This window comes from Streptomyces sp. NPDC050548, assembly GCF_044457385.1.
Lineage (GTDB): Bacteria > Actinomycetota > Actinomycetes > Streptomycetales > Streptomycetaceae > Streptomyces.
Genome location: NZ_JBITGV010000002.1, coordinates 614592 through 638118 on the forward strand (window position 1 = coordinate 614592; position 23527 = coordinate 638118).

Below are 23527 nucleotides of genomic sequence, written 5' to 3' on the forward strand. Positions count from 1 at the left end.
CTGAGACGACTGAGACGGCGCCTCGCCGTGGTCCTGCCGATGCTGGCAGCCATGCTTCTGATCTCCACACAGTCAGCCCATGCTGATACGGACATCCAGTACCTCTGGGCGTGGACGAAGAAAACAAACGTGATCACGCACGAATGGGACTATGTCAACACCACCGGGGAGAGCGTCAAGTTCACCATCACGAAGGAGCACATCACCACGGTGGAGGGAGCAATCGACGCGACTGGCGGGGCAACCGGCAATCTGGCCACCAAGTTCTTCGGCGCTCTGGGGATCGAGGTCGGGCTCACACTGCACGGCAGTGGGTCGAAGACGGTCACCCACTCGATCGTGAAGGAGGTCACCATCCCCAAGGCGGATGGCAAGTACATCTACTACAACGGGACACGGAAGGCCAGCGGACGGTATGAGCGCTGGGCGTGTGGTTCCCACAGTTGCGCGCGGATGGGCTACAAGAGTGGCCACAGTTGGAACAGCGACTCCGCCGGGAGTATCAGCTGCAAGAAGCCGGCCCAGGACGGGCTGTCGGCGTTGGTGAAGAAGAGGTACTGCTGATGACACGGCCTGGCCAAGAAACAGGAAAGAAAGCCAGCCGGATCGCGGCCGGATTGCGGCCGGCAGCCGTGCTGGCCGCAACGGTCCTGATGGCGACGGCGTGTTCCTCGTCCTCGCAGGACAAGGATGCGAAAGCGACGGCGTCCCCCAAGTCAACCGCGATTTCGGTGGCAGAGTGGATTTGCAAGAACGACCAATTCCACTGGGGAAAGATCAGCACCCAAGGGAAACTGGTCGCCGTTTCGCAGTTGGTTCGCGTCAAAAAAGGTGAACAGGCTGCGAACGTCACGTTCCATGCGATTCCAGTACGCAAGGTGACAGCCAGCGTCGAGGCCAGTGGGAAGGTGTCCGAGGCATCGGTGTTCGCCTCCCTGGAACGGCACATGAATCTCGGAGGGAAGTCGGTTGCACAGAACGGGGAGTCGGTACCGCTGCCCGGCGCCGCGGGCCTCGGAACTGTCGACATGACAGGAAAGACCGGCGACTACCTCTCGGTCATAGGCGTGCAGGTGGTTGAGGCGAACTTCGTCCAGGGGTGTGCCGGCGACAAGAAGACTCCGGTCTACGGCACCGTCACCACGTGGTATGGGAAGACCCAGGGCATGATCAAGTGCGGCCGGAACACGGGAACCTACCCGGGATTCCGGGAAGCACATGACCTGGTGTGCGGGCAGGAACCCCAGACCTGACCGTGCTTTGTGGTACAGGTAACTACCCAGGTCCCGCCGCCATCCAGGCGGCGGGACCTCTCCCGGTCAGAAATCCTGTGCCCCGACTCGATGCACCGGTGCATTACTAACCCGGCGGCGGCAAACTCCTGCAACCTCGCATGCCGCTTGGGACCGCTGTCTCAACTTCTGTATCGGCGCCGGGAGGAGATGAAGACGCTTCCCGTTGGCCGAGCGATCGTTTCCCGTGGGGGGAGAGCCATCGGGGCCAGGGGCCGGAGGAGATTTCCAGGTTAGATTCGATCGCTGTGACTGTTCTTGAGTTAGCTCAGGGGTAGTTGAGGAGATCCCGTCCGATCGGAAGATCGGGCGGGATCTTCGTCGTTCCCCGCTCGGTAAGACAGTGACACAAGGTCTGAAAACCCGTCCTGACCGACGTTCTCTTGCCAGGTCCAACGGCATCACGACGATGGCGAGTTCCCGATAGGGGCGTGACGTTTCGCCCAGCCCGTTAACCTGTCGCAGCACACCGTGACGGACGCATGCTCCAGGATCTGACAAATCGGCGGGGGAAGGAGCACGGTGAGCGCAGCAGCGGCAGCAGGGACCTGGAAGCTCGGGGACCTGGAGGTGAATCGCATCGGCTACGGCGCGATGCGGCTGACGGGCAACGGGATGATGGGCAACTCCGACGGCACGCCGATCGACCGCGATGTCGCCGTCGGCCTGCTGCACAGCGCGTTCGAGTAGGGGGCAACCACATCGACACGGCCGCCTTCTACTTCTCAGCCCTGCGGTCCGCGAACGAGCTCATCAATCGCGCACTCTCGTCCTGGTCCGGCGATGTGGTCGTGGTGACGAAGGTCGGCCCGGCGCGCGATCCCTCCGGCGAGTGGCTCTACACGGTCCGCCCCGACCAGTTGCGTGGCCAGGTCGAGGAGAACTTGCGCCAGCTCGGCCGGGACTGCCTGGACGTGGTCAACCTGCGCGCCGACGGCCCCCGCACAGCCTCGCTCGCCGAGCACTTCGGCGCCCTCGCTGAGCTGCGCGAGGCCGGCCTGGTCTGGCACCTCGGGCTCTCCGGTGTCTTGCCTGAGCACGTGGCCGAGGCCCAGAAGAGCGCGCCCGTGGTCTGCGTGCAGAACTCCTACGGCCTGGACTGGCGCCGTGCCGACGAGAGCGGGCTAGTGGACCTGTGCGGAGAGCAGGGCATCGCCTTCGTCCCGTTCTTCGCGGTCTCCGGCCTGCGGCGCGAAGCGGCCGCAGGCCGGAGCGCGATGCGCGGGTCCACTCCGTCGCCGACGCCCACCATGCGACGCCAGCCCAGGTACGGCTCGCCTGGACCCTCCACCGCGGTCCGCACGTGCTGGCCATTCCCGGCACCACGAACCCGGCACACCTCGCGGAGAACATCGCCGCCGGAAGCCTGCGCCTGACTGAAGAGGAATTGGCTCTCCTCGACAAGCCGGACGAGGGCACCGTCTGAGACTCTGCTCGCGACGCTCGATGAACCTCCCCAGTCCGTGGAGAATCGGACCGAGTGGGGCGAGGAGGACTCCTGGTCGTTTGGTCACCCTTGTCTGGGATGGGCAACTCTGCGCCCACAGCCCGAATATCGCGCGTTTGGAATGACGCCCCCCGCCAGTCGGACTCCCGTCGTCGATCTCCACCGACGGCTCGTCGCGGCGTCCGTGGCATCAGGGCTGCCTGCGATGAAGCCGAGCAGCCGCCTCCGGCCCCACATCGGCATCGGATACTGCAACCGGCCGACCCCGACTGCCCCGGTCCTGGTGGCTGTTGAGCCACTACGACTCCTCGCCCCCGTCCAACTGCTCGTCGACCGCGTCGAACTGGCCGAGCTGAGGCGTGCGGACGCCGCCTATACCTGGCGGGTCGTCCACACAATTCACCTCCCCGCCACGGGAGTCGGCCCGTGAAGGTGGACACGCGGTCGATTGCCTTGCGGCAAGCGTGAGTTGAGCGGGTGTGCCGAAGCCCGGCGCACGCGGCGGGTGCCATCCCGCTGCGGTGACCTAGAGGTCGGACCACGACGGGAAGACGGCGGCCTGTCCATGGCGGGTTCCCTGGGCGTCGATCAGGTCCCACATGGTCACGTCCGTTATCCAGAACCTGCGGCCGGACTTGGCGATGCGGATTCCGCGGTATCCGGTGGCGTAGCCGTCGCGCGTGACCGACCGTATGAAGGCGTCCCGGTTCGGCTGGGCGTCGGGTGCCGCGGAGAGGCGGGAGGGGAGGCCGACGAACTCCTCCCAGGTGTACTCGAAGCATTTCTGGGCGGTCCGGTTGGCGTAGATGAAGGTCGGGTCGTCGGCGGTGTCGTGGGCGAGAAGGCCGAAGGGCGCGTCCTCGTAGAGCCATTCGGCCGCCGCGTCCGCGGAGGTGAGGGGCGGCGGGCCCAACTCCTTTCCCGTCAGGCGGTGGTGGCTGTCGAGGAGGAGGGCGCAGAACTGTCGGCTGAGGGGCTGGAGGGTTGTCACGGTGCTCGCTCCGTTACGCGACGAAGACGTCGGTCTCGAAGGTGAGGGCGGTGGTTTCCATATCGGATTCGCTCCTGAAGTGTGAGGCGTACAAGGGGAGTTGGTCTGTCTGACCGACACCGGGTGCGGCCAGGTTAGATCCAGTGTTGCCGCTGTGACGCACGAGGCGGTGGTCGACCCGGTGATCGTGAAGGGTTCTCGGCGGTGCCGACGCCACCGGGTACCGACGACGTCCCACCCGTCAACGACGGTGCCAGGAGAGGCAGTTGGGCGACCGAGTCGTCGGTGTCGCCGAGCCGGCACCGCGTGTCGCCCTTTGCCTGGGCGGTCGTGCACACGACACAATCGCCCTCGGGTGCGAGGACGGCGATCGCCGGTGCCCGCACAAAGCCCGTCGCCGACCACCGCAGGCGACACCGGCGACCACGGACGGCCACGACGGCTTCGACACTTCGACGTCGTACCGGCCGCGCAGGAATTCACCACCCCGTACCGGAAGGACGACATGACGGCCTCCTCCGAGGATCCGACGGCGGAGGCCGCCACGGCCCGGACCGACCAGCCCGACGCCACCTTGCGGCCCCCGCACCCGCCCCAGCCCCGGCCTCTGCCCCGCCGGTCGAGGGGCCCCTCGGCGATCGCCGAGGCCGCTGCCGCGCTGGGACCCACTGCTGCCTCCGAGTCCGGACCCGCGTCCCCGCCGCCCATGTCCGCGGTGGCGGCCGAGTTCGCGGCGTTCACCGAACGCGCGCCGGACACCGGGAGGTTGGGCGGCCGTACAGACGCCCCCGCCGGGGGCGGGACCGATCGCCCCGTCGGCATCACGGCCGCTCCGGGTCGGTCCGTACCTCGACCCCCACAGCGGCGCCGCAGGATGCTGCTCGCCGCAGCCGCTGCCGGCGTCGTCCTGCTGACCGGTTCCCTGCTCCTCATGGACGGCGGCGACGGCAAGGGACGCTCGGCGGCCGGCAGCGCATCGGACACCGTCCGGGACGGCGGACAGAACGAGGACACGACCGACTCGTCCGACTCCGCCTCGCCGTCGGGTGAGTCCTCCGCACTCGAAGCCGACTCCACCCGGCAGCCGACCCCGAAGGCCGGTTCATCGGCATCCGGCAAGAACACCGGTGATGCCGAGGCCACGGCGAGGGCCGGCGCGAAGAACGGCGGGGCGCCGTCCGGGAGTTCCTCCCCGGCGGCCGATTCCGCCGCCGTCGCTGCCAAGGGCGTGCTGATCCGGGGGCAAGGCTCCGGCCGTTGTATCGACGTGACCGGAGGCGACCCGGTGGACAACACCCGCCTGCAGATCTGGGACTGTTCGGGCGCCGCCCGGCAGAAGTGGCGGTTCGCGTCGGACGGAACGGTCCGCGCACTGGGCAAGTGCATGGACGTCGACGGCGGTTCGCGCACGGACGGCGCGTGGATCAAGCTCGTCACCTGCAACGGCACCGGAGCCCAGCGGTTCCGGCTCACCGCCGCGAACGATCTGGTCAACATCCAGGCTGACAAGTGCGTCGACGTCACCGACGCGGGGACGGGCGACGGCGCGGAACTGCAACTCTGGAGCTGCACCGGCGGGGACAACCAGAAATGGAGCACCGGCTGACCGCACGCCCCCTCGGCGCGCGGCACAGCCGACGGGCGCGCTTCTCTGGCTGATCCGCCGGCCGTCGCCCGAAGGGGCGAGTTCCACTGGACCGCGAGTGTGCCGTCGGATGAGGCGTGGACCGGTCCGCCCGCGGTCGTTGCAAGAAGGAGGTGAATTCCAGACCCCGACCACACCTGCGACGGGATAGTTTGTCCATGTTTCCCCTGGCCACCGTCTTCGGTCCTACAGGCTGTAGGGTGCCAGTAACCCTACAAACTGTAGGGGGGAGGGTGGGCCATGTCCGGCAGCACGTACGCCACACTCGCCGGGATCCGACGGCTCGGCGCTGCGACCGCGTCCGGTCGCTCGGAGTACCCCCTCGCGCTGGTGGCCGGTGCCTTCACCCTGGCCCAACTGGTGCTCGTACGCCCTGGGTTGGGCCTCGGCTGGGACGAGACCGTGTACGTCAGCCAGATCAGCGCGCACGCCCCCGCCGCCTTCTTCAGCGCACCCCGGGCCCGTGGCATCTCCCTCCTGGTCGCACCGATCACCTCCTGGTCCTCGTCCACCACCCTGCTGCGCGTCTACCTCGCCGCCCTCTCCGGCCTCGCCCTCTTCCTCGCGCTCCGCACCTGGCGCACCCTGTTCCCCGCCCGCGTCCTGGCCCTGGCGGGCACCCTCTTCGCCTCCCTCTGGGTGACGCTCTTCTACGGCCCGCAGGCCATGCCCAACTACTGGGTCGCCGTGGCCGCCCTGGCCGCGACGGGCTGCTTCCTACGGGCCCGCGCCGACGGGACCGACCACGCCGGCCGTTCGACCTTGTGGGGTCTGGCGGCGAGCGCGTCCCTCATGGCGTGGATGCGGCCGACCGACGCCGTGTGGGCGACCCTGCCCCTCCTCGCGCTCTGCCTCTTCGCCCGCCACTGGCGGCTCCTCGCCGTCCTCCTCGCCGGGCTCGCGTCCGGTGCCGTGGAGTGGGTGGTCGAGGCGTACGTCAGTTACGGCGGTCTGACGCAGCGGCTGCACGACGCCTCGGCGATCGAGGGCGGACTCGGCTGGCACCTCGCGATCACCGACCAGTTGCGCAGCCTGGGCGGACGCGCCCTGTGCCGCCCGTGCACAAGTGCCATGCCCAACCCGGCGGTCGACGTCTGGTGGCTTGTGCTGCCCGTGCTCGCCGTCGCCGGACTGGTCGTCGCGGTCCGCGCCCGGCGCACCGCACCCACCCTCGTGCCGCTCGCGTGCGCCGCGACGGCCGCCTTCCCGTACCTCTTCGTGATCGGCTACGCGGCCCCGCGCTTCCTGCTGCCCGCCTACGCACTGGTGGCGATCCCGGTTGCCGACGCACTCGTCCAGCTGGTCACCAGACCGACCGGAGCGTGGCGGCGGGTCGCGGTGACCGTGCTCGTGGTCGGACTCGCCGGGCATCTGGCGATACAACTCGCCGTCCTGGAACGCACGGTGAACCGCGCGAACGTCCAGCACCGCGACTGGTCCCGCACCGCCGCCGAACTCCACCGCCTCGGTGTGCGCAGACCCTGCCTGCTCACCGGGCAGGACGCCATCCCAGTCGCCTTCTACACGGGCTGCGCCTCCGCCTCGACCGGGGGTCACAACGCCAACTCCAGCCGGACCGTCATCGACCGGACCGCCCGCCGTATGCCGGTCGCCGACATCACACCGGCCGGCAGCCGTCCACCCGCGTACGCCCACGACTGGTCCGTCCACCACTACGGCACACTGGACATCCGCGTCGCTCCCACCACCAAGACGGGCGGAGGCGTATGACGGCACCTCCCGATCTCACCGCGACGACCGGCACCCGTCGCCGACATGCCTGCTGGCAGGCCGCGTCGACGCTCTGTGTGCTCGTGGCCGTGGTCTGTCTCCTCAGGCGGCACTGGCCCGTGCTCGCGAACGGGGCCGGACGGCTGGCCGTCGCCGATCAGGGGTGGTTGCTGGTGGCCGGGACGGCCGCGCTCGGGACCTGGGTCTCCTCGGCGCTCGCCCAGCAGGGCGCGGTGCCCCAACGGCTGCCCGGCGGACGGCTGGTGGCCGCGCAACTCGCCGCGTCGGCCGCCAACCACGTGCTGCCCGCCGGGCTCGGCGCCGGTGCCGTCAACCTGCGTTTCCTGATGCGCTGCGGCCTGCCGGTCGGCCGCTCGGCCAGCGCCCTCGCCGTGAAGGCGACCGCCGGCGTGGTCGTCCGGATCGTGCTGATCGGCGTCCTCGCGGCGGTCTGCCCGGGTGTGCTGCGCGTCCCGCACGTCTCCCTGGGCGTGGTGGCCGTCGTACTCGCGGTCGCCGTGCTGGTGGCCGTACTGCTCAACTGCCCACTGTGGCCCCGGTGTCGGCATGCGCTCGCGGCCGTGCTCGCCGACATCCGGGCCGTGCACGCAAGGCCGCAGCGGGCGGTGGCCCTGTGGGGAGGCTCGCTGGCCTTCGCCGTGCTGCACTCCCTGGTGCTGATCTGCGTCACCCAGGCCGTCGAACTGCCGCTGTCCCCGGCCCGGGTGGCACTGCTCTATCTCGCCGCGAGCAGCGCCGCCGCCCTGCTGCCCACCCCGGGCGGGATCGGCTCCCTCGACGCCGCCCTGGTCTTCGCCCTCACCGCCTCGGGCACCACGGCGTCGGCCGCCGCGTCCGTCGTCCTCGGCTACCGCCTGCTCACCGTGTGGCTGCCGCTGATCCCCGGCCTGTTGGTGCTCGGGGTACTGGTCCGCCGCAAGGACCTCTGACAGTGATCATGTGACTGGTGGTTCTGCTGATGAGCCTGACTCGACCTCTGACTGACGTCGCTGACTGTCCTGTTTGGGATTTGTCGGCGCATCGGCGGGACCGCCACGCACGTGGCCGGACGGGCGCTCGTGACTTCATAGGAGCTTGGTCCAGAAGCCCCGTCACTGTCTTGTCCACCCGCCCGACCGGCGCGTGCCGCCCTCGGCTCGGACAAGCGGCAAGGACGGACATGACCAGCAGGACGCACGACGGCCCGGAGATCATCGGCGGAGTCGACACTCACGGCCTGACCCATCACGCAGCCGTGATCGACTCCCTTGGCCGGCACCTGGCCGACCGGGAGTTCCCGGCAACCGTCCGGGGCTACCGGGACCTGCTGGACTGGATGCGCGTCCACGGCACGCTCGCCGCGGTGGGTGTGGAAGGTACCGGCGCCTACGGCGCCGAGCTCGCCCGGGTTCTGGCCGCGGCCCAGGTCACGGTCGTCGATGTGGACCGGCCGGACCGCAGGACGCGCCGGAGGAAAGGCAAGTCCGACCCGGTCGACGCCTACGCAGCTGCGACGGCGGTTGCCTCGGGGCGGGCCACCGGGATCCCCAAGAGCCGGGACGGCGTGGTCGAGGCGGTGAGGGTGCTGCGGGTCGCGCGCCGCAGCGCGGTCAAGACCCGCACGCAGACGATGAACCAGATCCGCAACCTGCTCATCTCCGCCCCGGCGATGCTGCGCGAGCAGGTCGCGGGCCTGGACCGAGCCGCGCTGATACGCGTCCTGGCCCGGCTGCGGCCCGGTGATGATCTGTCCCGCCCGCTGCCTGCGACGCGGGCGGCTCTACGGCGTCTGGCCCGCCGCCACCAGGCGATGGACGCGGAGATCACCGAACTGGACACCGAGATCGGCCCCCTGGTCGCACAGGCGGCACCGGCCCTGCTGGAGATGTTCGGTGTCGGGCCCGAAACCGCCGGGCAGCTACTGGCCTCGGCCGGAGACAACCCCGAACGGATGCGGTCCGAGGGAGCCTTCGCCCATCCGGCCGGGGTCGCACCGATCCCGGCCTCCTCCGGCCGCACCCACCGCCACCGCCTCAACCGCGGCGGCGACCGGACCGCGAACAACGCCCTGCACACCATCGTCCTGGTCCGCATGCGCTACGACGAGCGCACGCGCACCTACGTCGAGCGCCGCACCGAGGAAGGGCTCTCGAAGAAGGACATCATGCGCTGCCTCAAGCGATTCGTCGCCCGCGAGGTCTACCGCGCCCTGACCGGCACGCCGACCAAACGAATCACCCAAACCGACCCTGCTCCTGCGGCTTGACATCAATAGGAGCATCCTCAACCGGTGGTTTCCGCACGGCTGGTTCAGGTAGGACTTCGGTATTGACCCACGGGCGAAGGGGAGTCGCATGGCGGGGAATGAGACCGACGGCCGGTTGGGCGAGGAGTTCTTCACTCCCGGAACCTCGTCCTTCACGGAGTTCCTGGCCGCGCACCGGCCCGCGCTGCTGCCCACCCGCCGCCCCTTCCCGGACGGCGTCCGCGCGGCCGACGGCCAATTCCCGCACGGCACCACGGTGTTGGCGCTCACCTACCGCGACGGCGTACTGATCGCCGGCGACCGCAGGGCCACCATGGGCAATGTCATCGCGCAACGCGACCTGGAGAAGGTGCACCCCGCGGACGACTACGCGGCGGTCGCGTTCGCCGGCACGGTCGGCCTCGCCGTCGACATGGTGAAGCTGTACCAGGTCGAGCTGACGCACTTCGAGAAGATCGAGGGCATCCCGATGACCCTCAACGCCAAGGCCACCCGCCTCGCCGGCCTGATCCGGCAGAACCTCGGCCAGGCCATGCAGGGCCTCGCCGTCGTCCCGCTCCTCGTCGGCTACGACCCCGCCGCCCCCGAGGGCGCCAAGGGCCGTATCTTCACCTTCGACGTCGTCGGCGGCACCTACGAGAAGCCGGACTTCCACGCCGAGGGCTCCGGCTCCCCGTACGCCAGGGGCGCCCTGAAGAAGCTGTTCCACCAGGGCATGTCCCGGCGCGACGCGGCACTGACCGCGCTGCAGGCCCTGTACGACGCGGCCGACGACGACTCGGCCACCGGCGGGCCCGACATCAACCGCCGTATCTTCCCCATCGTCTCGGTCATCACCGAGGACGGCTTCGAGCGCTTGCCGGAACCGGAGACCGAGGCGCTGACCCGCGAGATGGTCGCACAGCGCCAGAGCCACCCGGACGGGCCGACCGTCGCACCCTGAGCGAGACTGTCCGGGTGGAAGCGGAGAACGCGTTGACCAGTGCCGTGGGAACGACCCAGCCGTCCCGCGTCTGGTCGCATCCGACGCTCGGGCTGCACGCCCTCGTCGATACCGCGGGAGCGGTCCGGCTGGGAGCGCCCGGCCAGGACTGGGCCCGCCTGGTGCCGCTCGTCGAGGTGACCGCGACCGGGCACGGGCGCCTGTGGTCGGGGGAGCGCTTCATCGAGACGGCCATCGGCGACCGCCTCGCCTACCGCGACCACGCGACCGTACGGAACGGAAGCACGGAACGTACGACGATCCGGTTGGCGGACCCCATGACCGGGCTCGCCGCCGACGTCACCCTGGAGGCGGGCGTCGGCTTCCTGCGTGCGGGCGTACGGCTGGTCAACGAGGGCGTCGAGCCGGTCCGGCTGGAGAGCGTGACGACCCTGACGCTCGGCGGTATCTCCGACCCGGACACCGGAGTTGAGGGTCTGACCCTGCACTGGGCGGACAACAGCTGGCTCGCCGAATGCCGTTGGCGCCGGGCGCGGTTCCGTGACGAGGCCGTGGCGCTGAACCGGTCCGCCCACGGGCACGAGGGGCGCGGCTGCTTCGAGCGGTATTCGCAGGGGAGTTGGTCCACCGGGCGCCATCTGCCGGTCGCCGCGCTCACCCACCGGGACGGTGGGGCGTGGCTGTGGCAGATCGAGTCCAGCGCGGGCTGGCGGTTCGAGACCGGAGAGCGCGAAGGCGCCGCGTACGTCGCCCTGTTCGGGCCCGACGACGCCCACCACCAGTGGCACCAGACCCTGGCCCCCGGCGAGGAGTTCCGTACCGTCCCGGCCGTCCTGGTCCGCACGGAGAGCGGCGGCCTGGACGCCGCCTTCGCGACGCTCACCGACCACCGCCGAGGCATCCGCCGCGACCACCCCGACCATCGCCAACTCCCCGTGATCTACAACGACTACATGAACACCCTGATGGGCGACCCCACCACCGAACGGCTCCTGCCCCTGGTGGAGGCGGCGGCGAGCGCCGGTGCCGAGGTGTTCGTGATCGACGCGGGCTGGTACGACGACGACGCCCAGGGCTGGTGGGACTCCGTCGGCGCCTGGGAGGCCGCGCCCGCCCGCTTCCCGGGCGGTATCCAGGAGGTCCTGGACGCGATCAGGAAGCACGGCATGACCCCGGGCCTGTGGCTCGAACCCGAAGTGGTCGGCGTCCGGAGCCCGTTGGCCGACACACTGCCGCCCGAGGCGTTCTTCCGGCGCGGCGGTCTGCGCGTCACGGAACACGGGCGGCACCACCTGGACCTGCGCCATCCGGCAGCCCGTGCCCACCTCGACGAGGTCGTCGACCGGCTCGTCGGCGAGTGGGGCGTCGGCTATCTGAAGCTCGACTACAACATCAACATCGGGCCCGGCACGGAGAACGGGCGCGAGAGCGCGGGCGCGGGACTGCTCGGGCACCACCGCGCCCACCTCGACTGGATGGGCGGACTCCTCGACCGTCATCCTCAACTGGTCCTGGAGAACTGCGGATCGGGCGGTCTGCGCATGGACTACGCCCAACTCGCCGTGGCACAGCTCCAGTCCACCAGCGATCAGCAGGACCCGCTCCGCTACCCGCCCGTCGCCGCCTCGGCCGGCACCGCCGCGACGCCCGAGCAGGCCGCCGTATGGGCCTATCCCCAGCCCGAACAGAGCCTGGACGAGGTCGCCTTCACCCTCACCGGCGCGCTGCTGGGCCGTATCCACCTCTCCGGCTTTCTCCACCGCATGGACGACGAGCGGTTCGACCTCGTCCGCTCGGCGCTCTCCGTCTACAAGGACATCAGGGCGGAGATCGCTGCCGCGCACCCGTTCTGGCCGCTGGGCCTGCCCGGCTGGGACGACGAGTGGATCGCGCAGGGGCTCCGTGGCGCGCGGTCCACCTATGTGACCGTGTGGCGGCGGGAGTCGGACGGCGAGGCCGTGGACTGCGCGCTCGCCATTCCCCATCTGCGCGGCGCTCTTGTCGACCCCGTGGTGCTGTATCCGGCGACGGCCGATGCCGGGGTGGAGTGGGACGCGGCCGAGGGGCGGCTGACGGTGTCGCTGTCCCGGGCCGGTACCGCCGTTCTCGTCCAGCTGGGCGGCAGTTGACCCGACGGTCCGGCGTGGCACGGATGATCCATTGGTGATCGTCGGGGAACAGACTCCGTGCGTATTCCGTCGGAAAGACGCCTTCAACCGGCAATGCCGGGCTGTGGGCGCTTCGTCCGCTTCTCGCCCCTAGAGTTTTCTGAAGCCCCTGCGCGACGAGGCCATGGCGGGCGGGCGCCGGGCGTACCACTTTCGGAGGCGGGACCGAATGCGCAGGTATCCGTGACAGGGGAGTACACCGGACAGCCCGTCAGGACGACGAGCTTCGTCGGCAGGCGCCAGGAGACCGCCGAGGTCAGACGCCTGGTGGCCGCCCATCGACTGGTGACTCTGACCGGTACGGCCGGAGTCGGCAAGACCCGGCTGGTGCTGCACGCGGTGCCCCGGCTGGCGCGGACGTTCGCCGACGGGGTGCACCTCGTCCACCTGGCCGGTGTGCGGGACGCCTCGCTGGCGCCGTTGGCCCTGATCGAGGCGCTCAACATCCGTGACGTGTCCGGCCGTTCGCCCGAACGCGTCCTCGTCGACCACCTCCAGGACCGCGAGTCGCTGCTCCTCCTCGACAACTGCGAACACCTCACGGACGCGTGCGCCCGGCTCGTCGGGACGCTGCTCGCCGAGACGACGGAGGTGCGCGTGCTGGCCACCAGCAGACATCCGCTGGACGCCCGTGCCCAACACGTCCTGGAAGTACAGCCGTTGCCGACTCCCTCGGCGGACGAGCCGCTGCCTCCCAAACCCGCGCTGGAGTACCCGGCACTGGCCCTGTTCGCCGACCGGGCCGCCGCCGTACTGCCCGGGTTCTCGCTCACGGCCGCCAACCAGGACGCGGTGGCCGCCCTCTGTCGCCGCCTCGACGGACTGCCGCTCGCGATCGAACTGGCCGCCGTCCGGATGCGCGCCCTGGGCGTACAGCAGTTGCTCGAACGCCTCGACAGGCGCCATCGGTTGCTGACCGCAGGCGAGGACGCCCTGCCCCGGCACCGCACCCTGCGCGCGGCCGTCGACTGGAGTCACGACCTGTGCACCCCCGACGAGCAGGTGGTGTGGGCGCGCGCCTCGGTCTTCCCCGGGAGCTTCGACCTGGGCGCCGCGGAGGAGGTGTGCGCCGAACCCGGCCCGGACCGCGACGAGTTGGTGGACGCCGTGGCCGGCCTGGTCGACAGGTCGCTGCTGGTCCGCGACGGCGACGCCGTCCACGCCCGGTACCGGATGCTGGAGTCGATCCGGCAGTACGGCCTCGACCGGCTCCGCGAGCACGGCGCCGACGCGGAGGAGACGGCCCGGCACCGGGTCCGGGACTGGTGCCTGGACTTCGTCGAGGACTGCGAGCGCCGCTGGTTCGGCCCCGAACAGCCGCAGCTGGTACGGCGGTTGCACGCGGAGTCGGACACGATCCGCTCGGCGCTGGAGTACTGCCTCACCACACCCGGCGAGGTGCGGGCGGGGCTGAAGCTGGCCGGGCATCTGTGGTTCTTCTGGTTCGCGACCGGAGGCCTGATGGAGGGCAGGTTCTGGCTGGAACGGCTGCTCGCCGCCGCCCCCGAGCCGACCGTTGCCCGCGCCAGGGCCCTGTGGTCGCTGGCCCTGATGCTGCTCAGCCAGGGCGACGCCGTCCGGGCCGCACCCCTCGTGGAGGAGTCCCGCGACCTGGCCCTGCGGCTCGGCGCCGAGGCCGAGGTGGCCCACACCTTCTTCGGTCGGGGTGGCGCCTGCCTGATCAGCGGCGACTGCGACCAGGCCCGGGCCGTCCACGAGGAGGCACTGTCCCGGCCGCCGCGCGAGGGCGAGTCGATGAGCCTGGTCGGCTTCAAATACGTCGAACTGGCCCATGTCCTCGCCATCCAGGGCGAGTTCGACCATGCCATGGCCCTGTGCGAGGAGTTCCGGCCGATCTGCCTCAGCCACGGCGAACAGTGGATCCACTCCTACCTGCTGCGCATCCTCGCCTTCGCCGAATGGGCCAAGGGGGACCAGACGTCGGCCGGGACCCACGCCCAGGAGTGCCTGCGGCTCAAGCGGGCGGTCGGTGACGTGTTCGGCATCGGCATGACGCTGGAACTGCTCGCCGCGGTCCACGCGCGCGACGGGGACGGCCGGTCGGCCGCGGTGCTGCTGGGCGCGGCCAAGCGGATCTGGCGGGACGCCCATGTCGCCCTCGACCGCACCCCGTCCCACGGACCGGTGCGCACCGAGGCCGAGGAAGGAGCCCGCGCGCTGCTGGGCGCCGCCTTCGACCACGCCTACCACGAGGGCCTCGCACTCACCCCGGACGACGCCGTGCGCCACGCACTGGGCGAGCGGGAGTCCCCCGTCCGGCAGTCGGCCGACAGCCCGCTCACCCGCCGTGAGACGGAGGTCGCCGAACTGGTCGCGGAAGGACTGACCAACCAGCAGATCGCCGACCGGCTGGTGGTCGCACTGCGGACGGCAGAGGGCCATGTGGAGCGCATCCTCGGCAAGTTGGGCTTCACCTCCCGCAGCCAGGTCGCCGTCTGGGCCGATGCGCGCAGGACCGTACGGCCGTGAATCGAGCGAGAGAAGGGCACACCGATGGAACACGGAGAACCCACGACAACCACCCCACCTGCTGGCCCACCCATCAAGCACCACGCCGGAATCCACTCGTCCGACGAGGAGTTCCTCGCGGTGGTGGTGCCGTTCCTCAGGGAGGCCATCGCCGCCGAGGACGAACCGGACCCGGTGGCCATCACCACCCCACGCAAACTGGACCTGCTGCGGAACGCGCTCGGCCCCGACGCCCGCCACGTCGACTTCCGCGACTCCGCGCGCTGGTACCGCGGAAGTCCCGCGAACAGCATGGCCACCGCCCTCGACTACTACCTCACCCACGCGAGCCCCGAAGGCCGCCTCCACATGACGGGCGAGCCGGTCTGGGAGGGCCGCACACCGCGCCAGATCCCCGAGTGGAAGCGGTACGAGGCCCTGGCCACCGAGCTGTTCACCGGCGCCCCGCCCGACCTGATGTGCCTTTACGACACCCGGACCGCACCGCCCGATGTCGTCGACGCCGCCCGGCACACCCACCCGACGGAACTGGACCGGCACGACGTCCGCCCCAGCCGGCTGTTCATGGCGCCCGCCGCGTACGCGACCCTCGGCCTCGGCCCGCTGCCCGCGCCGCCCGGGGACGCGGTCGCCGTCGGCCTCGACGGCGACCTCACCGCCGGTCACCGGTTCGCGGTGGACCAGGCGCGGGTCCGTGGCATGGCGCCCGACGCGGCGGCCCGCTTCGGGCGGGCCGTGTCCGGCGCCACGGGCTACGCGGCGGCCCAGGGCTGCGACCACGCGCTGTTGCGGTTGTGGTCGACACGCGAACGGATCGTCTGTGAGCTGCGCACCCCGCGCGGCCGGATCACCGACCCGTTCCTCGGCTTCCGGCCGCCGGGCCCTGAGACCCGGCCGGAGGACGGGCTCTGGGAGACCCGCCAGGTCTGCGAGTTCGTGGACACGAGGTCCGACGACGGGGCGACGGGCGGCTGGACGATCCGCATGGAGACAGACCTCGTGGTGACGGAGCTTGTGGCGTCGGGTTGACGAACCGCCGCGCGGATTCGGGTAGTTCCCCCCCGAGACCGGACGGGCACGGCGGACGCATGGTGGACACGAGGCCGAGCCCCGTGCCGGACCCGGCCTCGCATCGCACGCGCCGAACACCCCCGGAGGCCGAACGTCCTCGGGGCCGAAGGGGAACGACCATGCCGAACGACCGTCCGCGCGGCCTGCCGACCGTGGGCGAGGGCCGCACCACGATCCTCGGCCCGGGAAGATCCTCGGTCCGCCAGGCCCGGGAAGCCGTCCGCAAATGGCTGGTCGAGTACGGTCTCCCGGACCTGACGGACATCACGGAACTGCTGGTCAGCGAACTCGCCACCAACGCGGTCGTCCACGCCGGCGGCCGCTACCGGCTCACCCTGTCCCTGGGCGTCGGCACCCTGCGCTGCGAGGTCGCGGACGAACACCGGTACCTTCCCCGGCCGTCGCACCGGCAGCCGGAGAGCGCAGTACTCCCGGAAGCCGACGCCGACAGCGAGAACGGCCGGGGTCTCCTCCTCGTCGACGCACTCGCGCACCGCTGGGGCAGCCGTCTCGTCGAGGAGGGCAAGGAGGTCTGGTTCGAGCTCCAACTCGACCCACCGGACGGCCCGGAGAACACGGAGAACACGAGCACCCACCGTCCGGCACCGCCCTCGCCCCGACCCGAGACGTCGACCGGCTACGACACAGGACCCCGGGACGCATGCTCCTCCCGGGGCGGCGGCGGTACGGCTCCGTCCGCCGAATCCGCGAGCAGCCACGCCGGCAGCCACCAGGCCGCCGCGCACAGGCACACGCCGAGCCAGCCGACGGCGAACAGCCAGCCGCCGACCACATCGGTGAACCAGTGCACGCCCAGATACACCCGGGTCAGTCCGACCAGCGCGCCCCAGCAGCCGACGGCCAGACAGAGCGCGGTCCGTCCGTGCGGGGCGCGCACGCCTGTCGCGAGGATCACCAGCCCCGCGGTGATCGCCGCCGTCGTGGTGTGACCGGAGGGGAACGACCAGCCCGAGGCATGTCCGGCCCAGTCGGCCAGCGGCGGGCGCGGACGCGCGACCCACGTCATCACGCCGTAGCGCAGTCCCTGCCCGGCGGCGAGACAGGCCGCCGTCAGGGCCGCGGCGAGCAGGCGCCGCCGGATGGTGCGGCCGGTGAGGAGTCCGGCGAGGACGACCAGGGCGTACGGGACGACGCCCGTGCCGGTCGCGCTCACACCGCGCGCCACCGCCACCGCCATGTCCGGACGGTGGGCGACGGACCACGACAGCAGGTCCTCGTCCGTGAACAGCGGAGCGCCCTCGCGCCCGACCACGACCATGCTCAGCACACCGAACGCGGTCCAGGCACCCACGCCCACACTGCCCGCCAGCTCGGCAATGTCCTTGCGGTTCATGACACCACCAGCGGTCGCAGCCGGCCGGCCGAGAGCCGGCGTGCCAGAGACTTCGGCCGGCGCCGCACCAGGACCATCGCGCCGAGCGCGAGGAGCGTACCGACCAGAACGCCCGCCACGACGTCGTGCGGATAGTGGACCCCGACCCACACCCGGGACACCGCCATCGCGAGCGCGGCCACCGCCGCGAGCGTGCCGAGCCGGCGGGAGACGAAGAACAGGGCGACCGCCGCGGCCGCAGCGATCGTCGCGTGGTTGCTGGGGAAGGACCAGTCGCCCCGCGCGGGGCACGCCTCCAGCGTGACCACTCGCAGGCTCTGGCAGGGGCGGTTCTCCCGCACCAGCGACTTCAGCAGGGTGTCGATCCCGTACACGGCCACCACGACCAGCGGCACGGCCAGTGCCGTCAGCGCCGCCTCGGCACCCACCCGGCGCGCCCGCCACCAGCCCACGAGCATCAGCGCGGCGAACACCGCGAGCCCGTACGTCGACCAGGCCGTGACCGTGTCGTCCAGCCAACCGGGCGCCTGCTGTGCCGAGTTCACCACGTCCTCGTAGGCCGAGCCGTCGATCGAGGACCCCTGGAAGGCGACGAGGATCATCCGTGCGCCTCCCCGGCCTTCGTCGCCCGGGCCGCCCGGCGGGAGCGGCGGACCTCGACGACGAGGGGGAGCAGCGACACGATGACGATCACTGCGACCATGGGCAGCAGGTACTTGTCGACGTTCGGGACCGAGGAGCCGAGCGCGTACCCGGCGAGCGTCAGTCCCAGGCTCCACACCAGACCGCCGGCCACCTGCCACACGGTGAACGTCCGGACGGGCACCCCGAGCGCGCCCGCCATCGGGTTCAGGACCGTCCGCACCACGGGCACGAAACGGGCCAGTACGACCGCCTTCGCGTGGCCGTACCGGTCGAGCAACTCCTCGGCCCGTCGGGCGCCTTCGTGCAGGCGGGTCGAGCGGCTGCGGGTGAGCAGCGCGCCGCCCGCCTTCCGGCCGAGCAGATAGCCGCACTGCGCTCCGGCGAGCGCGCCCACCGCCGCCGCGATCAAGAGGGGCGGGAGCGACAGCTTCACCGCTCTGTCCGCGCCGCCCGTGCAGAGCAGGCCCGCTGTGAACAGCAGGGAGTCGCCGGGCAGGAAGAACCCGATCAGCAGCCCCGTCTCCGCGAACATCACGACGCCGACCCCCAGCACACCGAAGGCGGCCAGCAGCGACTTGGCGTCCAGCACATTGACGGCGAGCTGGGACGCCAGGTCCAAGGGTGTGGTCATCGTCGTGAGCCCCTTCGCCGATGTGTGACTACAAATCTGTAGACGGTCTACTGAACTGTAGACGATCGCGGCCCGCGTGGAGTTCCGCACTTTTGCCCGGTCGTTGCCGATTCATGACCGACGGGCTACACGCATGTAGTCATGATGGTCCGCGAAGTAAGGCATGCCTTCACTAACCCAGGAGGGGTCGCACCCAATGTGGGACGACGCGTTTCCCAGCTTTCTGATCGGACTGCGGGAGGGGCTGGAAGCGGGACTCATCGTCTCGATCCTGGTCGCCACCCTGGTCCGCGCCGACGCCAAGTCCCGCCTGCCGCAGGTGTGGACGGGCGTGCTGGCCGCGATCGCCCTCGCGCTGAGCTTCGGCGCCGTGCTCACGTTCACCGCGGCGAACCTCTCCGCCACCGCACAGGAGGCCTTCGGCGGCGTCCTCAGTGTGATCGCCGTCGCGTTCGTCACCGCGATGGTGTTCTGGATGCGCCGCTCGGCCCGCACCTTCTCCGGCGAGATCAGGGAGAAGGTGACCGGCGCCCTCGGCATGGGCGCGGGCGTGCTGATGCTCACCTCCTTCCTCGCGGTGGGACGCGAGGGTCTGGAGACGGCCCTGTTCCTGTGGACCACCGCCCGCGCGGCCGGCGAGTCCTCCGGCCCCCTCACCGGCGCCGCCATCGGCCTCGTCCTCGCGGCGGTCCTGTGCTGGGGCCTGTACCGCCGGGTCCTCAGGATCAACCTGACGAAGTTCTTCACCGCCACCGGCGTCGTCCTCGTCGTCATCGCGGCCGGGGTCCTCGGCTACGGCCTGCGCGACCTCCAGGAGGGCGGCGTCCTGCCCGGCCTGACGACGTACGCCTTCGACCTCAGCGGCAGCGTCGACGCCGGCTCCTGGTACAGCACCCTCATCCAGGGCGTGTTCAACCTGATGCCCACGATGACCTGGCTCCAGGTGGTGGGCTACGTCGGCTATCTCGCCGTGGTCCTGCCACTGTTCATAAGGGGAGTTCGCGGCGAGCGGGTCAAGGCACCGGAGCCGGACCCCACGCCCGCACCGGAGGCCGTGTCGTCCCCGCGCCGCCGCCCCGTCTGGGTGGTCCCCGTCGCCGTGGTCGCCGTACCCGCCGTCGTGGCCGGTCTCGTCGTCGCCCTCGCCCGACCCAAGCCCGCGAGTTCCGAGACGGTCGCCGTCTCCGAGACGGAGTGCGGCAAGGGCTTCACCGCCCCCGACACCGGACGCCAGACCTTCCAGATGCACAACACCGGCGACAAGACGTCCGAGGTGTACCTCATCGACCCGGCCACCGGCGCGGTCTACGGCGAGGTCGAGGGCCTGGCCCCGGGCACCACCCGGGACCTGGTCGCCACCGTCGCGGGCGGCTCGTACGCCTGGCGCTGCGTCCCCACCGGCGCGAAGGCCGTCACCTCCGCCACCGTGCACGTCAGCGGCGGGGGCGGGACGGTGAAGGCGGTCGTCCCCGTCTCCGGGAGCGACCTGGCCGCGCCCCTCAAGGCCTACAAGGTGTACGTCGACCAGGGCCTGGCCACCCTCGAAACCCAGACCCGGCAGCTCGGCGCCGACATCGCGGGCGACCACCTCGGCAAGGCGCGCACCGACTGGCTGACCGCACACCGCACCTACTCCTCGCTCGGTGCCGCCTACGGCACGTTCGAGGACTTCGACAAGAAGATCAACGGCCGGGCCGACGGGCTGGCCGGGGGAGTCGACGACAAGGACTTCGCGGGCTTCCACCGCATCGAGTACGGGCTGTGGCACGGCCAGTCGGCAAGCGAGTTGAAGGTGCCCGCGCAGCAACTCGCCACCGCTGTCGTGGGGTTGCGCAAGGCGTTCCCCACCCAGGACTTCGACCCGGGCGACCTGCCGCTGCGGGCCCACGAAATCCTGGAGAACGCCCTGCAGTTCGAGCTGACCGGCGATACCGACGAGGGCAGCGGGACCAACCTCGCGACCGTCGACAGCAACCTCGCCGGCACCCGCGAACTCCTCACCGTACTCAGGCCGTTGCTGACCAAGGAGTCCTCGACGCTGCTTCCGACCGTCGACGCCGCAGTGGCCCGGCTGCAGAAGCTGCTCGACTCGGCTCACCACGGCGGCAGTTGGACCCCCGTCGAGCAGCTCAGCCAGCCGGAGAAGGCCCGACTCGACGGCGCCACCGGGCAGTTGCTTGAGGACCTGGCCCCGGTGCCGGACCTGCTGGAGATCAGGAAGTCCGCCTGATGAGCGCCGAGAACACGAACAGCACTGGCCGTAGTGAAGGGAACCGTCCGATGTCCACTGCCGAAACCCCGGGCTGCCCGGCCGGAGCCGGCCGCCGCTCCTTCGTCCGGACGGCGCTCGGTGCCGGGGCCGCCGGAGCGGTGCTGGCCGGCGGGGCGTTCGCGCTCGCCGAGACCGGCGGCACGGCCCAGGCACAGGCCGCGGACACCACCAACGCGGCCAAGGTGCCCTTCCACGGCACCCATCAGGCGGGCATCCTCACCCCGGCCCCGGCCGCCGCCACCTTCGTCTCCCTCGACGTGATCGCCGACAACCGCGCCGAACTGGCCGACCTGCTGCACACGATCACCGAACGCGCCCGCTTCCTCACCTCCGGCGGCACCCCCGCCGACCTTGGCGTGGGCGCACCGCCCGCCGACAACGGCATCCTCGGACCGGAGGTCCCCGCCGACGCCCTCACGGTCACCGTCGGCGTGGGCGCGTCCCTCTTCGACGACCGCTACGGCCTCGCCAAGGCGAAGCCGAGCCGGCTGACCCCCATGAAGACCTTCCCGAACGACAACCTGCGCGCCGCCGAGTGCCACGGCGACCTGTCGCTCCAGGTGTGCGCCGCCCGCCAGGACACGGTGCTGCACGCACTGCGCGACATCGCCCGCCACACCCGCGGCGGCATGCAGATCAAGTGGCGCATCGACGGCTTCCAGAACACCCCGCGCCCCACCGGCGCCCAGCGCAATCTGCTCGGCTTCAAGGACGGCATCGCCAACCCGGACGTGAAGTCGACCCGCGAGACCGACCGGCTGATCTGGGTCGGCGACGCACAGGGCGAGCCGGCCTGGGCGAGCGGCGGCAGCTACCAGGTGATCCGGATCATCCGCATGCTCGTCGAGTTCTGGGACCGGGTCTCGCTCAGCGAACAGGAGTTGATGTTCGGCCGCCGCAAGGACACCGGCGCCCCGCTGGACGGCGCCAAGGAGACGGACATCCCGCACTACGCCAAGGACCCCAAGGGCACGGCGATCCCGCTCGACGCCCACATCCGCCTCGCCAACCCGCGCACCGCGGCCACCGACACCTCCCGCATCCTGCGCCGCGGCTACAACTACGACCGGGGCATCGACACCGTCGGCAACCTCGACATGGGCCTCGTCTTCTGCTGCTACCAGCAGGACGTGAAGCGGCAGTTCGAGGCGACCCAGACCCGGCTGATCGACGAACCCCTGGTCGACTACATCTCCCCGACGGGCGGCGGCTACTTCTACGCGCTGCCCGGCGTGCGGGACGCCAAGGACTGGCTGGGGCGGGGTCTGCTGGCGACCTGACCAGGGACTTTCCCTTCCCTTGACCAAGACCTGCCGTGGGCTTTACCGACCGTTACTGCGAATGGGTTGCAGGTACGGGAGGATGGCACCAGGTTGCAGTCCGCGACCTCGTCCCCGGCAGAAAGACCCCCTCGATGACGGCCGCCCCCGAGTCCGCTCCGCCCCTCCCCGTCACGGCCGCGACCTCGCGGCCGTCGGTCTGGTACCGCGTCCGTACGTCCATGACGCGGCAGGAGTGGACCAGGGTCGGCGGCATGGCCGGCTTCATCCTGGCGCTGCATGTGATCGGCTGGTTCACGCTCGTGTGGATCGTCGCGCCCGGGCACTACAGCGTCGGCGAGAAGTCCTTCGGCATCGGCATGGGCGTCACCGCGTACACCCTCGGCATGCGGCACGCGTTCGACGCCGACCACATCGCGGCCATCGACAACACGACCCGCAAGCTGATGAGCGAGGGGAAGCGGCCCCTGTCGGTGGGCTTCTGGTTCTCGCTCGGCCACTCCAGCATCGTCTTCGGCCTGACGCTCCTGCTCTCCCTCGGCGTCAAGGAACTCGCGGGCCCGGTCCGCGACGACAACTCCCAACTCCACGACGTCACCGGCCTCATCGGTACGACCGTCTCGGGTACCTTCCTCTACGTCATCGCCGGCATCAACCTCGTCATACTGACCGGCATCTGGAAGGTGTTCCGCCAGATGCGCTCCGGCGACTTCGACGAGGCCGCGCTGGAGGAGCACCTGAACAACCGCGGCTTCATGAACCGCATCCTGGGCCGTTTCATGAAGTCCATCACCAAGTCCTGGCAGATGTATCCGCTGGGCCTGCTGTTCGGCCTGGGCTTCGACACGGCGACCGAGATCGCGCTGCTGGTCCTCGCGGGCTCGGGCGCCGCCTCCGGCCTGCCCTGGTACGGGATCCTGTGCCTGCCGGTGCTGTTCGCGGCGGGCATGTCGCTGCTCGACACGATCGACGGCACGTTCATGAACTTCGCCTACGGCTGGGCCTTCTCCAAGCCGGTCCGCAAGGTCTACTACAACCTCACGATCACCGGCCTGTCCGTCGCCGTCGCCCTGATCATCGGCACGGTCGAACTCCTGGGCCTGTTCGCCGAGAAGCTCGACCTGCACGGCTTCTTCTGGGACTGGGTCGCGGGCCTCGACCTCAACGTCATCGGCTTCGTCATCGTCGGCCTCTTCTTCGCGACCTGGGCCGTGGCCCTGCTGGTGTGGAAGTTCGGCCACATCGAGGACAAGTGGACGGCGGGCCTGGCCCAGCCGGCGGAGCGGCCCGCCGAATAGGCC

Annotated in this window: 18 protein-coding genes and 2 pseudogenes; 16 read left to right on the plus strand and 4 right to left on the minus strand. The window is 70.6% G+C overall.

What is annotated here, in order from left to right:
• Positions 1–51 precede the first annotated feature (51 nt).
• From ACIBJH_RS08675 to ACIBJH_RS08690, 4 genes and pseudogenes are all read left to right on the plus strand, one after another.
• On the plus strand, positions 52–564 hold the full coding sequence (locus ACIBJH_RS08675) for a hypothetical protein (protein ID WP_399116104.1): 513 nt from the start codon (positions 52–54) through the stop codon (positions 562–564).
• Positions 564–1253: a hypothetical protein gene (locus ACIBJH_RS08680; protein WP_399116105.1), complete on the plus strand. Its 690-nt coding sequence runs from the start codon at positions 564–566 to the stop codon at positions 1251–1253. The genes ACIBJH_RS08675 and ACIBJH_RS08680 overlap by 1 nt, the downstream gene beginning before the upstream one ends.
• A gap of 561 nt (positions 1254–1814) precedes the next feature.
• Positions 1815–2718, plus strand: a pseudogene (locus ACIBJH_RS08685) (aldo/keto reductase).
• A gap of 226 nt (positions 2719–2944) precedes the next feature.
• Positions 2945–3169 carry a hypothetical protein gene (locus ACIBJH_RS08690; protein ID WP_399116106.1) on the plus strand — a complete coding sequence of 75 codons (225 nt, stop codon included), beginning with the start codon at positions 2945–2947 and terminating at the stop codon, positions 3167–3169.
• 96 nt (positions 3170–3265) lie between these two features.
• Here the strand turns inward: ACIBJH_RS08690 and ACIBJH_RS08695 are convergent, their stop codons facing one another.
• A complete protein-coding gene (locus ACIBJH_RS08695) occupies positions 3266–3730 on the minus strand; it encodes an MEKHLA domain-containing protein (protein ID WP_399116107.1) in 465 nt (154 codons plus the stop codon).
• Between the two features lie 376 nt (positions 3731–4106).
• Here ACIBJH_RS08695 and ACIBJH_RS08700 point away from each other — a divergent pair, with 376 nt between their 5' ends.
• The 9 genes and pseudogenes from ACIBJH_RS08700 to ACIBJH_RS08740 all read left to right on the plus strand — a co-directional run.
• A complete protein-coding gene (locus ACIBJH_RS08700) occupies positions 4107–5336 on the plus strand; it encodes a ricin-type beta-trefoil lectin domain protein (RefSeq protein WP_399116108.1) in 1230 nt (409 codons plus the stop codon).
• A 279-nt stretch (positions 5337–5615) separates the two neighbouring features.
• Positions 5616–7106, plus strand: a complete 1491-nt coding sequence (locus tag ACIBJH_RS08705) for a hypothetical protein (protein ID WP_399116109.1) — start codon at positions 5616–5618, stop codon at positions 7104–7106.
• Entirely contained in the window at positions 7103–8056 is a 954-nt protein-coding gene (locus ACIBJH_RS08710) for a YbhN family protein (protein ID WP_399116110.1), read from the plus strand. The genes ACIBJH_RS08705 and ACIBJH_RS08710 overlap by 4 nt, the downstream gene beginning before the upstream one ends.
• Before the next feature lie 230 nt (positions 8057–8286).
• Positions 8287–9372 carry an IS110 family transposase gene (locus ACIBJH_RS08715; protein ID WP_399116111.1) on the plus strand — a complete coding sequence of 362 codons (1086 nt, stop codon included), beginning with the start codon at positions 8287–8289 and terminating at the stop codon, positions 9370–9372.
• An 88-nt stretch (positions 9373–9460) separates the two neighbouring features.
• The gene (gene prcB, locus ACIBJH_RS08720; protein ID WP_399116112.1) at positions 9461–10315 is read left to right on the plus strand and encodes a proteasome subunit beta; all 855 of its coding nucleotides are present in this window, start codon (positions 9461–9463) and stop codon (positions 10313–10315) included.
• A gap of 14 nt (positions 10316–10329) precedes the next feature.
• Complete coding sequence (locus ACIBJH_RS08725) at positions 10330–12444, plus strand: glycoside hydrolase family 36 protein (RefSeq protein WP_399116113.1); 2115 nt, start codon at positions 10330–10332, stop codon at positions 12442–12444.
• A gap of 222 nt (positions 12445–12666) precedes the next feature.
• Positions 12667–14973, plus strand: coding sequence for an ATP-binding protein (locus tag ACIBJH_RS08730; protein ID WP_399116114.1), 2307 nt, complete (start codon positions 12667–12669; stop codon positions 14971–14973).
• A 24-nt stretch (positions 14974–14997) separates the two neighbouring features.
• On the plus strand, positions 14998–16002 hold the full coding sequence (locus ACIBJH_RS08735; protein WP_399116115.1) for an anti-sigma factor RsbA family regulatory protein: 1005 nt from the start codon (positions 14998–15000) through the stop codon (positions 16000–16002).
• 161 nt (positions 16003–16163) lie between these two features.
• A pseudogene (locus ACIBJH_RS08740) lies at positions 16164–16571 on the plus strand (ATP-binding protein); the annotation flags it as partial.
• A 110-nt stretch (positions 16572–16681) separates the two neighbouring features.
• On the opposite strand, the gene ACIBJH_RS08745 reads toward ACIBJH_RS08740, so the two are convergent.
• The 3 genes from ACIBJH_RS08745 to ACIBJH_RS08755 are packed head-to-tail and all read right to left on the minus strand — an operon-like array spanning position 16682 to position 18674.
• Positions 16682–17398: a phosphatase PAP2 family protein gene (locus ACIBJH_RS08745; protein ID WP_399116116.1), complete on the minus strand. Its 717-nt coding sequence runs from the start codon at positions 17396–17398 to the stop codon at positions 16682–16684.
• Positions 17395–18000: a phosphatase PAP2 family protein gene (locus tag ACIBJH_RS08750; RefSeq protein WP_399116117.1), complete on the minus strand. Its 606-nt coding sequence runs from the start codon at positions 17998–18000 to the stop codon at positions 17395–17397. Before ACIBJH_RS08750 ends, ACIBJH_RS08745 begins: the two co-directional genes overlap by 4 nt.
• A complete protein-coding gene (locus ACIBJH_RS08755) occupies positions 17997–18674 on the minus strand; it encodes a DedA family protein (RefSeq protein ID WP_399116118.1) in 678 nt (225 codons plus the stop codon). The genes ACIBJH_RS08750 and ACIBJH_RS08755 overlap by 4 nt, the downstream gene beginning before the upstream one ends.
• A gap of 196 nt (positions 18675–18870) precedes the next feature.
• Here ACIBJH_RS08755 and efeU point away from each other — a divergent pair, with 196 nt between their 5' ends.
• From efeU to ACIBJH_RS08770, 3 genes are all read left to right on the plus strand, one after another.
• Entirely contained in the window at positions 18871–20904 is a 2034-nt protein-coding gene (gene efeU / locus ACIBJH_RS08760) for an iron uptake transporter permease EfeU (protein WP_399116119.1), read from the plus strand.
• A 50-nt stretch (positions 20905–20954) separates the two neighbouring features.
• Positions 20955–22226: an iron uptake transporter deferrochelatase/peroxidase subunit gene (gene efeB / locus ACIBJH_RS08765; RefSeq protein ID WP_399116120.1), complete on the plus strand. Its 1272-nt coding sequence runs from the start codon at positions 20955–20957 to the stop codon at positions 22224–22226.
• A 134-nt stretch (positions 22227–22360) separates the two neighbouring features.
• A complete protein-coding gene (locus tag ACIBJH_RS08770; protein WP_399116121.1) occupies positions 22361–23524 on the plus strand; it encodes a HoxN/HupN/NixA family nickel/cobalt transporter in 1164 nt (387 codons plus the stop codon).
• The last annotated feature ends 3 nt before the right edge of the window (positions 23525–23527 follow it).